11 protein-coding genes are annotated in these 15,317 nt (G+C 63.2%); 2 read left to right on the top strand and 9 right to left on the bottom strand.

The window, feature by feature from the left end; translation table 11 throughout:
* Positions 1-59: 59 nt before the first annotated feature.
* From FKL89_RS16810 to FKL89_RS16820, 3 genes are read right to left on the bottom strand one after another with little or no spacing between them, the layout of a single operon-like run.
* Entirely contained in the window at positions 60-2,123 is a 2,064-nt protein-coding gene (locus FKL89_RS16810) for a peptidase domain-containing ABC transporter (protein ID WP_156863888.1), read from the bottom strand.
* On the bottom strand, positions 2,120-3,442 hold the full coding sequence (locus FKL89_RS16815; protein ID WP_162527562.1) for an HlyD family secretion protein: 1,323 nt from the start codon (positions 3,440-3,442) through the stop codon (positions 2,120-2,122). The genes FKL89_RS16810 and FKL89_RS16815 overlap by 4 nt, the downstream gene beginning before the upstream one ends.
* Positions 3,442-4,974, bottom strand: coding sequence for a UxaA family hydrolase (locus FKL89_RS16820; RefSeq protein WP_156863890.1), 1,533 nt, complete (start codon positions 4,972-4,974; stop codon positions 3,442-3,444). The genes FKL89_RS16815 and FKL89_RS16820 overlap by 1 nt, the downstream gene beginning before the upstream one ends.
* A gap of 179 nt (positions 4,975-5,153) precedes the next feature.
* On the opposite strand from FKL89_RS16820, the gene FKL89_RS16825 reads away from it, so the two are divergent.
* Together FKL89_RS16825 and FKL89_RS16830 are read left to right on the top strand one after the other, a co-directional pair.
* Positions 5,154-5,894: an SDR family oxidoreductase gene (locus FKL89_RS16825; protein WP_156863891.1), complete on the top strand. Its 741-nt coding sequence runs from the start codon at positions 5,154-5,156 to the stop codon at positions 5,892-5,894.
* A gap of 254 nt (positions 5,895-6,148) precedes the next feature.
* Positions 6,149-7,009, top strand: coding sequence for a fumarylacetoacetate hydrolase family protein (locus tag FKL89_RS16830; RefSeq protein WP_156863892.1), 861 nt, complete (start codon positions 6,149-6,151; stop codon positions 7,007-7,009).
* Between the two features lie 20 nt (positions 7,010-7,029).
* Here the strand turns inward: FKL89_RS16830 and FKL89_RS16835 are convergent, their stop codons facing one another.
* The 6 genes from FKL89_RS16835 to FKL89_RS16860 form a co-directional block, all read right to left on the bottom strand.
* The gene (locus FKL89_RS16835) at positions 7,030-9,213 is read right to left on the bottom strand and encodes a tetratricopeptide repeat protein (RefSeq protein ID WP_156863893.1); all 2,184 of its coding nucleotides are present in this window, start codon (positions 9,211-9,213) and stop codon (positions 7,030-7,032) included.
* Positions 9,214-9,384: 171 nt separating this feature from the next.
* Complete coding sequence (gene mgtE / locus FKL89_RS16840; RefSeq protein ID WP_156863894.1) at positions 9,385-10,854, bottom strand: magnesium transporter; 1,470 nt, start codon at positions 10,852-10,854, stop codon at positions 9,385-9,387.
* Between the two features lie 76 nt (positions 10,855-10,930).
* Complete coding sequence (gene mtgA, locus FKL89_RS16845) at positions 10,931-11,638, bottom strand: monofunctional biosynthetic peptidoglycan transglycosylase (RefSeq protein WP_156863895.1); 708 nt, start codon at positions 11,636-11,638, stop codon at positions 10,931-10,933.
* 17 nt (positions 11,639-11,655) lie between these two features.
* A complete protein-coding gene (gene aroE / locus FKL89_RS16850; RefSeq protein WP_156863896.1) occupies positions 11,656-12,510 on the bottom strand; it encodes a shikimate dehydrogenase in 855 nt (284 codons plus the stop codon).
* Positions 12,507-13,433 (bottom strand): TonB family protein, encoded by a 927-nt coding sequence (locus tag FKL89_RS16855; protein WP_238363403.1) that lies wholly within the window; start codon positions 13,431-13,433, stop codon positions 12,507-12,509. The genes aroE and FKL89_RS16855 overlap by 4 nt, the downstream gene beginning before the upstream one ends.
* A gap of 9 nt (positions 13,434-13,442) precedes the next feature.
* A complete protein-coding gene (locus tag FKL89_RS16860; protein ID WP_156863897.1) occupies positions 13,443-15,317 on the bottom strand; it encodes a ribonuclease catalytic domain-containing protein in 1,875 nt (624 codons plus the stop codon).

Raw genomic sequence — 15,317 nt, forward strand, 5'->3', positions numbered from 1 at the left:
TCATTCTCATCGGCGGCGGCGAAGCCGTCGGTTCAACCTACTAAGTCGCTATAGAAAGGTCACAACCCCACCCGCTTCCCCGCCGTCGCCACCGTCGAGTCACGGTGCGCGATGATCAGCGAAGTGATGCCGAGGTTTCTTACCGACTGATTGACTGCCTGTTCGCGTTCGTTGTCGAGCGCGCTGGTGGCCTCGTCGAGCAACAGGAACTTCGGCTTGCGGTAAAGCGCCCTTGCCAGCAGCAACCGCTGGCGTTGCCCACCGGACAGCGCGCTGCCGGTATTGCCCACCAGTGAATCGACGCCCATCGGCATCCGGCTCACCTCGTCCCAGAGTGCTGCGGCCTGCAGCGATTCCGCCACCCGCGCCTCGTCGGCGTCCGGGTCGAACAGGCTGACGTTGTCGGTAATCGACCCGGCGAACACATAGTCCTCCTGCATCACCGCCGCGAGTTGCGTGCGCAGGGAGGTCGGGTCTATGTCACGGATGTCGAGGCCGTCGATCAGCACTCGCCCCTCGGTCGCCGGCAGCAGACCAACCACGACCTTGGCTAGCGTCGTCTTGCCGGCGCCAGAGCGGCCAGTAAGCGCGACGCTATCGCCGGGGTCCACCGTAAAGCTGACGTTGCGAAAGATGAACGGGTCGTGCGGCCCATAGCGAAAGCCGAGGTTCTCGACCACCCAGGTTGCCTTCGAGAGATCCGGTGCGACCGCCTGACCGCGCTGCTCGCCCGCCGCCAGCGCCACGTCCGCCACCCGTTCGGCATGCAGATCAAGCAGCCGGAACTCGGTGAATTTGTCGATCAGGTTAGACAAACGGCTCACGAACACCAGCTTGTAGGCGAAGAACGCGAGCAGCATGCCGACGCTGAAGCCACCCGCCATCACCTCGCGCGCGCCCAGCCAGACGATCAGCACGTTTTCCAGTCCGAACAAGGCGAAGCTCGCCGTCTTGTAGGTCAGCGTGAGCGTCTGCGCGCGGATGCTGGCGTTGAGCGTGTCCACCACGGCGTTCTGCCAGCGCGACAGGCGGTCGGCTTCGCCCATGTGCAGCTTGATCGCCTGAATGCCGCGCAGGCTCTCGATGAAGTGCGTCTGCTGCTGGGCGGCAAAGACGAGCTGTTCGTTGACCGCCTCGCGCATCGGACGGAACAGCGCCCAGCGCAGCAGCGCATAGAGCACGGCGACCAGCAGCACCACAAACGTCAGGCGCAGGTTGTAGATCGCCATTACAGCGAACATGCTGATCGCAAGCACGCCGTCAATCAGCACCTCCAGCGAGCTGCCGGTGAGGGTGCGCTGGATAGCGTCCATCGAGGCGAAGCGTGACAGCAGATCACCTACGTGACGCTTCTCGAAGAACGCCAGCGGCAGCCGCAGCAGATGCGAGAAGAGTTGAGTGAGCACCTGCAACGAAAGGCTGTTGGTCAAGTGCAGCAACAGCCAGCCACGCAACGCACCAATCGCCGTCTGGATCAGCACCAGCAAGGCAAAGCCGATCGCCAGCACTGTCATCAGATCACGGTCGGCCGACACCAGCACTTCGTCGACTGTCAGCTGGGTCAGCCACGGCATCGCCAGCGCGAACACCTCGAAGGCCAGCGCCAGCAATACAAGCCGCAGCAGGGCGCCACGGAACCCGCGGGCGCCGCCGACAATCGACCAGATCGAAAACTTCTCCACACTGCGCCGCTTCACGAACGACGGCGTCGGCGTCAGTTCGAGCGCAATGCCGGTGAAGTGTTTCGAGAAATCGGCGAGCGACTGCGTCCGTACGCCACGGGCGGGATCATGCAGCTCGACGCGATCGGCATGTACGGCGGTGAGCACCACAAAGTGGTTGAAGTCAACGTGCAGAATCGCCGGCAGCCGCAACTGGCTCAGCGCCGGCAACTCCACGCGCAGGGGGCGAGCAGCAAGGTTCATGCTGTCGGCGATGTCGATCAGGCTCTTCAGCGTGGAGCCCTTCAGCGACACCGCGTGCTCGCGCCGCATGGTCTGCAGATCAGTCTCGATGCCATGATGACCGGCGATCATCGCGAGACAGGCGAGGCCGCACTCGGCTGCCTCCGTCTGCATGATCAGCGGCACCCGGCGGCGGCGGAAGTTGAGGGTGGCGCTCACAGACGCCCCCGCAGCCGCAGGATGGGTTCGATCAGCCACAGATAAAGCGGCCGTGAATCAAGGGCGATGTCGGCCTGAGCCGCCAGCCCGCTGCGCAGCGGCCAGGCCTCGCCATAAGCCGCAATCGACGGCGACGCCAGTGACGCACGTACCCGGAAAACCGGCTCACGAATGGACGTTGGAAACCCCGTATCGCCCGGCGAGATGACGCTGCGGCCGACCTCGGTGACGGTCGCCGCGACATGGCCAAAGCGCTCCATCGGGAAGGCATCAATGGCCAGCCTGACACTCTGCCCCTCGCGCAGGAAGCCAGCCGATCGCGTTGGCACGTAAATGTCCGCCATCAGCATGCGCGGGCCAGTCTGCATCTGCACTAGCGAAGCCCCGGCAGCTACCGTCTGGCCGCTGAAGGCAATGACACGCTCGACGGTGCCATCGCTGGCGGCGGTGACTTCGTAAGCGCGCCGTGCCAGACTCTCGCGCGATGTCTGCGCCAGACTGGCTTCGTCGCGCGACAGCGTGGCGAGCTTGCCTTCCACCGTGGCGCGCAGCGTGGGCAACTCGGTGCGGGCGATAGCGAGGTCGCGTTCGATGCCGGCACGGGTGCGTTTGAGCGACTCGAGCTTGACCACCTGCTCGGCGAGATCGTCCTGTTTTTGCTGCACCTGAAGTTCGGGGGCAAATTTGTCTCGCGCCAGTTGCCGGTAGCGTTCAACCTGCCCCTTAAGTTGTGCCACCCGATCTTCCTGTGCGGCGATTTCGCGGCCAAGCTGCGTGGTCTCTGCCGTGAGCGCGTTGATGCGAGCCGTAAGCTGGGTTTGTTGCGCGGTCAGCAGCGCTTGCGCCTGACGCCGTTCGCCGGCAATCGCGGCGCGACGCGCCTGGGCATCGCGCTCGCCCGCCGCAAACACCGCCTCGCCGCCCGCAGTACGCTCGGTTGATATGGTGGCAAGGCGCTGCCCGGCTTTGACGCTATCGCCCGCCTTGACATCGACGCTGACCAGGGTACCGGCCTCGGTGGCAGCTACCAGCACCGGATCATTGGCATAGGCCAGCACCGCTGGCGCCCGAGCCTTGCGCGTGTACTGTGCGGTGAGCAGAAAGGCAACAAAGGCAATGGCGAGCAAGACACTGCACCAGGCCAGCCAGCGGGCAGCTCGTGGTGTAGCAACGACCAGCTCACCCCAGGCCCGCTCGCGCTGATGGGCGATGGCCTCCTTGCGATAGAGACCGGTGCGGATTTGGGTCGCGCGAGCAGAGTCCGCGCCACTGCTGGCGCGATCGCGTTGTGGTTCGCCCTCTCCCTCGGTGCCGGCCACTACATCACCGCGCCGATATACCAGGGCACAAATTCATCGGCACCGTAGCCCCAGCGTTCGCTCTTGCTCGCCTGGCCCGACGCCGTGGCGAGGATCATCTCGAAAATTTCGCGGCCCTTGTCTGTGATCGCCACACCGCTGTCGACAATGTCGCCACAGTTGATGTCGATATCTTCTTCCTGTCGCGTCCACAGCGCGTTGTTGGTGGCGAGTTTGAGCGAAGGGGACGGCTTGCACCCATAGGCTGAGCCGCGACCGGTGGTGAAGCAAATGAGATTGGCGCCGCCTGCGACCTGGCCCGTCGCGCTGACCGGATCGTACCCCGGCGTGTCCATGTAGACGAAGCCATGTTTGTCTACAGCCTGGGCATATTCGTAGACATCCACCAGCGGCGTGGTGCCGCCCTTGGCGACCGCGCCCAGCGACTTTTCGAGGATGGTGGTGAGTCCACCCGCCTTGTTGCCAGGGCTCGGGTTATTGTTCATTTCGCCCTTCAACCGCGCGGTGTATTCCTCCCACCACTTGATGCGGGCAACCAGCTTTTCGCCCACTTCGCGCGACAAAGCGCGGCGCGTCAGCAGATGCTCGGCGCCGTATATCTCTGGTGTTTCCGAGAGGATCGCCGTACCACCGTGCGCGACGAGCAGATCGACCGCCGCGCCCAGCGCCGGATTGGCGCTGATGCCGCTGTAGCCATCGCTGCCGCCACATTGCAGGCCGATGGTGATGTGCGAAGCGGGGACGGGTTCACGCTGCACCTTGTTGGCATCGATCAGCAGTTCGTTGACCAACTCGATACCCTTCGCCACTGCCTTGCCGGTGCCGCCGACGTCCTGCAGGTTGTAGCTGTGCAGCTTGGGGCCGTCGTCGAGCCCCTCTGCTGCCTTGAAGCTCGAAATCTGATTCGCCTCGCAGCCAAGGCCGATCACCAATGCCGAATGGAAGTTGGCGTGCCGGGCGTAACCCGCCAGCGTACGGCGCAACAGCGTCATGCCTTCACCATGCACATCCATGCCGCAGCCGACCGAATGCGTAATCGCCACGACGCCATCTACATTCGGAAATGCATTCAGTGGCGAATTCGGTCCGGGCCGGAAGTGATCGGCGATCAGCTTGCACACCGTGGCCGAGCAGTTCACCGTGGACAGCAAGCCGATGTAATTGCGTGTGGCCACGCGGCCATCGGCGCGCTTGATGCCCATGAAGGTTGCCTGCGGCGAAGCGGCCGCGACCGGGCGCACATCGACGCCAAAGGCGTAGTCGCGCTCGAAATCGCCCATCGCCAGATTGTTCACGTGCACATGCTCGCCCGCTGCGATTGGTTTGCTGGCAAAACCGATGATCTGGTTGTAGCGGCGCACCGGCGCACCCTGTGCGATGGCTTTGGTAGCCACCTTGTGTCCGGGTGGCACCATGCCGCGGACGGTGACACCCTCGCTACGCAGCTCGGTGCCGGAGATGAGTTGCACACGCGCAATGACGACGTCGTCGTTGGGGTGCAGGCGAATGGTGAGTTGGGCAGCAGACAGCATGATGGTTGGCAGGTCAGCGACGTCAAATAGACGTCTGACGTGAGACAAATACAGCCTCTAATGGTACGTCGTTCCTATAATGGTTTGAAGCACTTGTTTTGTCATTCTCGCGACATTGCGACGGACGGCGAATACCGGCGGCTGCGACGCGCTGACACCAACAGAATCTCGGGAGGAACATGGGCGATCGTTTGAAGGGGAAGGTGGCGCTGGTCACCGCCGCCGGACAAGGCATTGGGCGGGCGTCCGCCATCGCAATGGCAAAAGAAGGGGCGACCGTCTACGCCACCGATGTCAACCTCAAGCTGCTGGAATCACTGACCGGCCAGCCCGGCATCGTGACGCAAAAGCTCGATGTGCTGGACGACTTGCAGATCAAGTTCACCATTGAGGGCCTGCCGCCGCTCAATATCCTGTTCAACTGCGCCGGCTTCGTGCATCAGGGCACGATCATGGAGACGCACGACGAAGACTGGGATTTCTCGTTCAACCTCAATGTGCGCGCCCCGTTCAAGGTGATCCAGGCGGCGCTGCCGCGCATGGTGGCCAACGGCGGCGGCTCCATCATCAACATGGCAAGCGTCTGCGGCAGCATCAAGGGCCTGCCAAACCGCTTTGTCTATGGCACCACCAAGGCGGCAGTGATCGGCATGACCAAGAGCGTGGCGGCGGACTACGTCAAAGGCGGCATCCGCTGCAACGCTGTCTGCCCAGGCACCGTGGATACGCCATCGCTACACGACCGTATGGCAGCGCTCGGCGACATCGACGAGGCACGCAAGATGTTTGTGTCCCGGCAGCCGATGGGTCGTCTGGCGAAGGCGGAAGAGATCGCCCCGCTGGTCGTCTTCCTCGCGTCCGACGAATCGGCCTTCGCGACAGGCAATGCGTACATGATTGACGGCGGAATTACGATTTGACTGCGTCAAATCGAGGACGACGCGCCTGCGGCGCTAGGACGACGGTCTCGCTTCGCTTGACCTAGGACGAATGACGCAAAGGTTTGCGACGTTTTTTGTTTGAAATTGAATCACCTGATGGCAGCGGTTCACTTAGTTGTTTGTCCGGTTACAGGTCCCGTCCTAGACCCGCGCAGCGAGGTCGTCGTCCTAGGCCGCGAAGCTGGCCGTCGTCTTAGCGCCGCAAGGCGAGTCGTCCTTTTCGGAGAAAACCAATGAAACTTGTTCGATACGGAAAAGCAGGGCAGGAAAAGCCCGGCATCATCGACACTGACGGCAACGTCCGTTCCGTTGTCGACCTCATCAACGACTGGGATGGCGAGCACCTGACTGCCAAGGTGCTGGCCAAGATCGCGAAGATCAATCCGGCCAAGTTGCCGCTGGTGAAACCGAAAACGCGCCTTGGGCCGCCGATTGCGCGGCCAGCCAAGTTCGTCGCCATCGGCCTCAACTTCGCCGACCACGCCGCCGAGTCGAACCTGCCGATCCCTAAAGAGCCGGTGGTGTTCAATAAGTGGACGAGCTGCATTCAGGGCCCGAACGACGACGTGATGCTGCCCAAGGGTTCGGTCAAGACCGACTGGGAAGTCGAGCTTGGCGTGGTGATCGGCACCCGCGCCCGCAGTGTCAGCAAGAAGGACGCGCTCAATCACGTGGTCGGCTATTGCCTGGTGAATGACGTCTCCGAACGCGAATGGCAGATTGAGCGCGGCATGACCTGGGACAAGGGCAAGGGCTTCGACACCTTCGGTCCGATCGGCCCGTGGCTGGTCACCGCCGACGAGGTCGGCAACCCGCAAAAGCTCGGCATGTGGCTCGACGTCAATGGTGTGCGCCAGCAGACCGGCAACACCAAGACCATGATCTTCGATATCGCCACTATCGTGTCGTACTGCTCGACGCTGATGACGCTGGAGCCGGGTGACATCATCACCACTGGCACGCCACCGGGCGTCGGCATGGGCAAAAAGCCGAACCCGGTGTTCCTGAAGCCCGGCGACGTCATCACGCTTGGCATCGACAAGCTTGGCGAGGCGAAGCAGACCGTCGTCAAGTTCTCGCCACCCAAGGCTTAGCGCGGGCGGCGTACAACCGGTCAGGCGCTGGCAGTGTTCGTTGCGGCGAGCACTGCCGCGACCCATTCGGCAACGGCTGTCGAATCGCGGTGAATTTCACCCGCTGCGGTGACCATCTGCATGCGCCAGCTGTCACGCGCTTCGCGATCCTGGGCCATTTGTACCGCGAGCGCAGAATAGTGGGCCGCGTCCGCCGCCACGGTTGCGGTGAGCCCCGCGCGTGCAAGTGCGGCTGAGGCGAAACGGCTCCGCATTGCCGTCCCCGGCAGCGTCACGATCGGTGTACCCGCTGCCAGTGCGTCCCAGGTAGAGATACCGCCACCCACCGGGAACGGATCCAGCAGCACGTCGCAGGCGGCGATCAACTCGGTGAATTCGGCGCGTGAGCGGCGACCAAAAAACTTCACCCGACCGCTCGCCGCGCCGAGCGACTGCGCAAAACGACGCTGGATGGCAGCTGTCTGGCCCGCGTTGGCGGCTTCGGGCAGCAACAGTGTGGCTTCCGGGCATTCGTCGAGCACCTGGCGCAGCGTCGCATCAAACTGCGGCATCAGCTTGAACAGCGATTGCGGACAGATCAGCAACGGCCCGCCACCACCAAATCCGAGGGCCGTGCGGTCACGCAGCCGTGCGGGCAAAGGCTCCGCCGGATAGTCGGGGAACGGCAGGCCGGGCAGACGAAGCAGAGATTCCGAATAGAAGCGTTCGTTGCCCACGGGCTCAAGCGCGGCGTAACTGACGTAGGTGTCAATCGCCGGCAGGCCACTGGTGCAGGGGTGCCCGAGCGTGTTCCACTGCACGCGTGCGAGCCGGGCGTGCGCGAGGTAGTAAGTGAGCGCCTCCATCCCGATCTCGGGATAGATCAGCAAGTCCAGCCCGGTGGCGGCGATGTGCTCACGGGCGACGGCGAGATCGAACGGCAGGCGGTGCAACGTGGCGCCTTGCGAGATTTTTTGCGCCAGTGAGTCATTGATCAGCGGCGGGATCTGGAAAAGGTGCAGATCAATATCGGCTTTCGCGAGCGCCGCGATCACGGCGTGCAGGGCGCGGCCAACGCTGTGGTTGTAGAGAAACTGCGAACAGACGCCAACGCGCGGCCTGCCACTCCGCCTTGCCTGATCGAGATGCGGTGCGACGAAGGCGAGCGACGGTGCCGCCGCCCGTAACGTCTGCGCCAGCTCGCCCAGCAGTGCGCGGTCATCATCGCGACCATGATACGAGAGGTAGAACGGCGTGTCGCCGAAGTCGTTGAGTGGATCGTCGAGTCGGACGCCGCTCTCGCGCAATCGCTGCAAATTGGCCACGAAGCTCGCCCGCGCTTCGTCGATCTGCGCTTCCGACTCGGGAATCACCGGCAACTGCGTGGCACGGCGGAAACGCAGGCCACCGTGGTCGCGCACGGCTAGCGCAGCCGCGTAGACACCCTGCGCCGCAACCGGGTTGGCGCTCTCGTTTTCGAGCAGCGCGAGATTCATGGTCAGCGTTGCGTTACCAGGGTCGGCCTGCAGGCCATTGCGATACGCGGCGCGCGCCGCATCGGCATTGCCTGCTGCTTCTTCCGCTTGCCCCAGGGCATTGCATAGCGGCGGCGAGGTCGGCAACCGTTTGACACTTGCGCGCGCCAACGTCAGCGCCTCGGCGCGCTCGCCCAGATCGGTGAGTACATCAACCAAGGTTGCACGCGCACCATCGTGGTCTGGCGCGCGCTTGATGCACTCGCGCAGCAGCGTCTGCGCGAGCGCCAGGTCACCGCGCTGGAACGCCGTCAGCGCGCGGTTGTAGCGGGCATCCACATGCGCGGGATCGATCTGCAAGGCGGCGGCGAACGACGCGTCGGCCGCTGCCAGCTCGCCGGCTCGCCGCAGCAACACGCCGAGGTTGTTCTGCGCGGCGGCGAATCCGGGTTTAAGGCGCAGCGCTGCCTGGTAGTCAGCAACGGCATCAGCGTCGCGGCCAAGCGCGGCAAGCACCAGCGCGCGATGGTAGTGGGCGTCGGCAACCGGCTGCGGCGAGATGGCGATCACGCGGTCGAGGCGCTCATGTGCAAGCTCGAGCTGCCCCGCCGTCCACGCGGCGACTCCGCCGTAATACAGCGCCGCCGGATGATCCGGCTCATCCGCCAGCACCTGCGCGTAGAGCGGCAAGGCATCGGCAGGGCAGCCTGCCTGATGCAACTGCACTGCCTGACGAAGGGTATCGTTCATCGTATGGCTGCTGTGCCAACGGGACTGTTCGGCACAGTATCTTTCTGCTGAAATGACGACCACATGCGGGATGAGGCGTTATTCTTGCGGAAGTCGACTTTTGCAAAAAATCGCCGCAAGCCCTTATCAACTGGTAATTTCATCCAAAAGCCGTTAGCCTGGGCAATCGCATCAACGCAACAAAATCAGCGTGGCCAGCCCGAGAAAAATGAAGAAGCCGCCGGTGTCAGTCACTGCCGTCAGCAGCACGCTGGAGCCCGCCGCCGGATCCTGGCCGCGACGGTAACGCCACATCGGAATCACCACGCCCATCACCGCCGCCAGCAGCAGGTTGAGCGTCATCGCCAGCGTCAGCACGAAGCCGAGCAGCAGGTTCTGCTCCATCAGGCCGATGACGAGACCAATCGCGCCGCCAAAGATCAAGCCATTGATGCCAGCCACGGCCATTTCCTTGTTGACCAGGCGGCGGAAGTGTTCGGTACCCACCTGTCCGAGCGCGATGGCACGCGCGATCATGGTCAGCGTCTGGTTGCCGGAATTGCCACCGATGCCGGCGACGATGGTCTGCAGCACCGCCAGCACCGCCAGCTTGGCGATCGAGCCCTGGAACAGATCGGTCGCCCGCGAAGCGACAAACGCCGTCAGCAGATTCAGCGCCAGCCACTGCCAGCGGTTCTGCACGCTTTTCCAGACGCTGGCGAAAATGTCCTCTTCCTCACGCAAGCCGGCCTGGGCACGCAAGTCTTCCTCGGCGCTTTCGCGCACGAAGTCGAGCACTTCGGCGACGGTGACGCGGCCCACCAGCACGCCGTGTGCGTCCACCACTGGCGCCGAGACAAGGTCATAGCGCTCGAACGCTGCTGCGGCGGAATCGGCATGATCGGTCGGCTCGAAGCGGATTTTCGGCTCGGTCATCACCTCGCTGACCAGCCGGTCTTCGTCGGTAACGAGAATCACGTTGGTGGGCAGCACGCCGAGCAGCTTGTCCTCGCGATCGACAACGAACACCTGATCGGTGTTGGCGGGCAGTTCGTCAAAGCGGCGCAGGTAGCGCATCACCACTTCCAGGGTGACGTCCGGCCGCACGTCGACCATCTCGAAATCCATCAGCGCGCCGACCATGTCCTCCTCGTAGGACATCGCCTGCCTTAGTTGCTCGCGCTCCTCCGGGTCGAGCGACTTCTTGACTGCTTCCACCACCTCACGCGGCAGATCGGGCGCCAGCTCGGCCAGCTCGTCGGTGTCGAGTGTGGCCGCTGCAGCGACCAGCTCGGGCGCGTCCATGCTGGCGATGAGGCTCTCGCGCACGGCGTCCGAGGTTTCGACCAGGATGTCGCCTTCACGCTCCGCCTTGACCAGATCCCAGACGAACAGGCGCTCATCAAGCGGCAGTGCCTCAAGGATGTGGGCGACGTCGGCGGGATGCAGGCCGTCCAGCGTCGACCGCAAATTGGCGAGCACGCCCTGCACGATCGGGTTCTGCGACGGGTTGTCGAGGGTATCGGCCAGGCTCTCGGCAAAACCGGACAGCAGCCGATACTGCCGGACCAGCAGGACAACGTCGGCTAGGGCTTCAGAGAGCGCATCATCCACGCTCGCGCTGCTTGCAACAGGCGACTCTTTTTCGAGAGCTTCAGGCATGGAGGGGGAACGTCCAAGGGGATGAGTGGCGCGATGCGATGGACAGGATTGTAGGGGCAAACATGACGGATATCCGTCAGTCCGGCAACTCGACTTGCGGCATCCGTGCGAGGATGATGCCGGTCTTTTTGCGCAGGCCCGGCGCGCCAAGGTTGCGCTCGTAGAAGCGCGGATTCGGGGCCATCGCAGCGAGCCTGGCAGCCTGCTCGGCCGACAGCTGCGCGGCGGAGACGCCGTAATAGCGCCGCGCGGCGGCCTCGGCGCCGAAGACACCATTGCCCCATTCGATCACGTTGAGGTAAAGCTCCAGGATGCGCTCCTTGTCGAGCATGTTTTCCAGCATCAGCGTGATGATCGCTTCCTGCCCCTTGCGCAGATAACTTTTCTCCGGCGACAGGAACAGATTTTTGGCTAGCTGCTGGGTAATGGTGGAGCCGCCGGCAACGGTACGGCCCTTGCTGCGGTTCTTCTCCAGCGCAAGCTGGATGCCGTCCCAATCGAAGCCCTCATGCTCCACAAACTTCGAGTCTTCGGCGGCGATCAGCGCGCGCTTCAGATTGCGGGAAATCTTTTCGTACGGGACCCACTGGTAACGCAACGTCGCGTCGGGCTTTTTGTCATGCAGTTCGCCCATGCGATAGGCCATGAACGCCGTCTCGCGCGGCGCGTGATCGGCATACCACCAGACCAGCAGTGCGAACCAGCCTTGCACGGCGATGAACAGCAGCGCCATGCCGATGCAGGCCGCTGCGATCATGCGGATCAGGGTTCGCAATGCCGCCATGATCCCGACAGCGCCGGCTACGAGGGCAAAAGCTCGGCGCGCAATTGCGCCATGACGGGCGCCGCAGGCGGTAACACGCCGCGCCACTGGACGTAGCTTTCTGCGGCCTGTTCAACCAGCATGCCCAGCCCGTCGCAGGTACGCGCCGCGCCGCGCTGCCCGGCCCACCGCAAAAACACGGTCGGCGCCTTGCCGTACATCATGTCATAGGCCAGCGCATCGGATGCAAAGATGGCAGCGTCTTGCGGCAAGGGCAACGCACCGCTAAGGCTTGCCGAGGTGGCGTTAATCACCACATCGAAGCGCTGTCCAGTCGCAACCAGCTGTTCGGCGGTCAATGCTGTCACGGGGTACTGCGCTGCATAGTGCCCCACCAGCTCCACTGCGGTAGCGTGGGTGCGGTTCACCACCACCAGCGCCTCGGGCTCGCGCAGCAACAGCGGCCCGATCACGCCACGTACGGCGCCGCCGGCGCCGAGCAGCAACACGCGCTTGCCCCGCAACGCCACCCCCTGATTGGTCTCGATGTCGCGCACCAAGCCTGCGCCATCAGTGTTGTCGCAATACCAGTGATCGCCGCGCCACATCAGGAAGTTGGCGGCACCTGCCTGCTGCGCGCGCAACGATGCCTCGCGCGCCACCGCGAAGGCATCAAGCTTGAACGGCACCGTGACATTGGCGCCAACGCCACCTTCATTGCGAAAGCGTTCCAGGTCGGCAGCAAATTCTCCCAGTGGACACAGCCGCGCCACGTAATCGATTTGTTGCCCGACACTGGCCGCAAACATGGCGTGGATGCGTGGACTCTTGCTGTGGGCAATCGGATTGCCAAACACCGCATAACGGCCGCTGGCGGGCAACGTAGTGGTCATGGGGCCTTCGGGAGCGAGCCTGCCGAGCTTTCCAGTTCGCCAGCGCGAGTAAAGCTCCAGGTTCGGGTGATGTAGAGAATGTCGGTGTCGCTGCGGATGTCTGGCGGGAACGGTGCGTAAGGCGCAGCCAGTTCGACGATTTTCAGCGCTGCAGCGTCAAGAATCTTCTTTCCTGAGCCACGATCAATCTCGATGGTTTCGATGCGGCCGTCCGCCTTGATGCCAACGGTCAATACCAGCGAACCGTAGAGCTTCTGCGTGCGTGCCACCTCGGGGTAGTTGGCGTTGCCGACGCGCTCCACCTTCTGCCGCCAGTCTTCGACGTAGCGGGCAAAGCGGTACTCGGTTGCGCGGGCACCGATGTGCTTTTTCTTGGGTCGCTGCTGGTAGCTGTCGAATTCACGGGCGATCTGGGCTTCCAGACGCTGCAATTCGAGCGCCTTGGCAGACAACTCACGGTAAGCATTGGCGGCATCGACCTTGTTCGATTCCTTGGCTTCGCGATCGGTATTGGTCTGGCTTCTGGATTTGAGCTGCTGCAACAGCTCGCGCGTCTGCCGTTCAAGCGCCTCCACCTGTTCGCGCGCGGCAGCGAGCTGGGTCTGCTGCGCATCCATTGCAGCCCGTGGCAGGGGTGAACTCAGTCTGCGCCTGGCATCGGTATTGCCACCGCCGTCAAGATTGGCTTGCGCCAGAAAATCGGATTGCGACGGCTTCGAGGTGGTTTTGGCGTTGACCAGCGACACCTCCAGCGGCGGAGATATCGCCGGCGCCTTGAACAGCTTCGGCAATTCAAAATGCATCGACAGCACAATCAGATGCACGCCGAGCGATGCCGCCAGCGTCCAGCGCAGCAACGGACTCATTCCCGGCGCCACCGAAACCGGCACCGGCGCGTTGATGACCTTGGCAGCGCGCTTCACAAAACCATTTTAGGCGGTAGTGTCCGTAGCGCTGGCGACCGATTCAACGTAGCGAACGTGCAGCGCGGGTTCGAACAGGTCCACCTCGGCAACCGCAAGCACCACCTGCGTGCCAGCCACCTGACTGGGCATGTCGTGGATGCGCTGGACAATCGGCAGGCGATCAAAACGCACCAGATTTTCGCGGATGACGCGGGCCGTGAGCTTTTCAATGCCCTCCTGCTGGATGAAGCGCAGGCACCAGTAAAACTCCATCTGCTGCTGAAACTCTGCGTACCCGGCATAGGTGGCATCAAAGTCCGCCACCGCAGCCAGCAACTCTGCGCTGCCGCGCTGGTAGGGCGCAGATTCACCGGCAATCAACGCCAGCAGCTGCCGCTGGTTGATGAGGTCCGAATAGCGCCGCAGCGGCGACGTCGCCCACAGGTAGTGCGGCACGTTGAGCCCCTCGTGGGCACCGGCTGCAGTAGACATCTTGGTCTTGCCAGCCGCCTGAACACGGAACATGCCCGCCCAGTGCTTGTCCGCCAGCATGCCCGCCCAGGTCACGTTGGCAAAAATCATCAGCTCCGACACCAGCGTATCGACCGGCGAACCGCGTTGCCGCACCGAAATCTCGATCCGGCAATCCGCAGCGTCGGGATCGCTCTGTACGGCGAAGTTGTAGTCGACGCGATTGACCGTCTGTTCGCCCCGGGCGGTAGCCAGTTTTTGTGCAAGCTGATGCAGCACTCGCAGCTCAGCTGCATGTTTCGATGCCAAGTCATGATCGTTAGCCGCGTCCAGCCACTGCAGTGTGTCAAGCGCGGCAATACGCAAATTGTCTGCAATGCGTACGCGCTCAAGGCGGGTTTCGGTAGCCGTAACGTTGAGGCCGGCATCCAGCGTTGCGTATAACGACAGCGCGGCAGGTGTCTTGCCCTGGTCAAGAGAAAACGCAGCCACCACGTCATCGGGCAGCATGGTGATCTTGTTGCCCGGCATATATACGGTGGACAACCGGTCGCGGGCAACGCGGTCCAGTGCACTGCCTATGGCAAGAGCAGCAGCGGGCGCCGCAATGTGGATACCGAGACGGTAGCTGCCATCACCCAACGCACTCAGCGAGAACGCATCGTCGATCTCGGTGGTGCTGTCGTCATCAATGCTGAACGCTGCCACGTCGGCAACCGGCAGATCCGGCTGTGCCGGGGCGGCCAGATCTGCCGGAAAGGCACTGCCCTTGGGAAATGTCGCCCGCAGGAAGCGGTCGTAATGCAACGCGTGCGTGGATGGGATCGCCTTTGCACGCGCCAGCAAATGCACCGGCGACATGCGGGCACGATCCGCCGCCGCCACCAGTGCCTTGTAGGCCAGCGACTGCTTGTCGGGCGCATGCAGCAACTGTGACCATTGACCGGCAATCTCCGGCGGCGCGTTACCAGCTGCCAACGCGATGACCCACGCCTCCATTTGTTCGGCCTCGCGGGCCTTGCGCTCAATGCTGGCCAGCGCCGCTTTCAGTGCATCCTCCGGTGCGCGCTTGTAGCGCCCCTTGCCGCGCTTGTAGAAATACATCGGCGCCTGCTGCAAGGCCAGCAGTGTGGCCGTCTGCTGGGTCTCGGTAGCTCCGGCACCGAAGTACTCTTTGGCCAGTTCGCCAAATGCAAATTCGTCGGCGCTTTCTGCACTCTGCCATAGCAGCATCATGTCAATGTCCGTCAGCTGGCTCTGGGCATCGCCCAGCAACTGCGCAGCACTCGGGGCTGCAAAGCGCAGCAGCGCATTGGACGATTTCACCTTGATGCGACGCCCACCGGGCAATTCGATCTGCGCGGCAGCGTCGGATTCGGACAGGATGGCGCCGGCCTTGATCTGGCCGTCGTCTTCAAATACAAGATTCAT

The sequence above is a fragment of the Casimicrobium huifangae genome, from assembly GCF_009746125.1.
Classification (GTDB): domain Bacteria; phylum Pseudomonadota; class Gammaproteobacteria; order Burkholderiales; family Casimicrobiaceae; genus Casimicrobium; species Casimicrobium huifangae.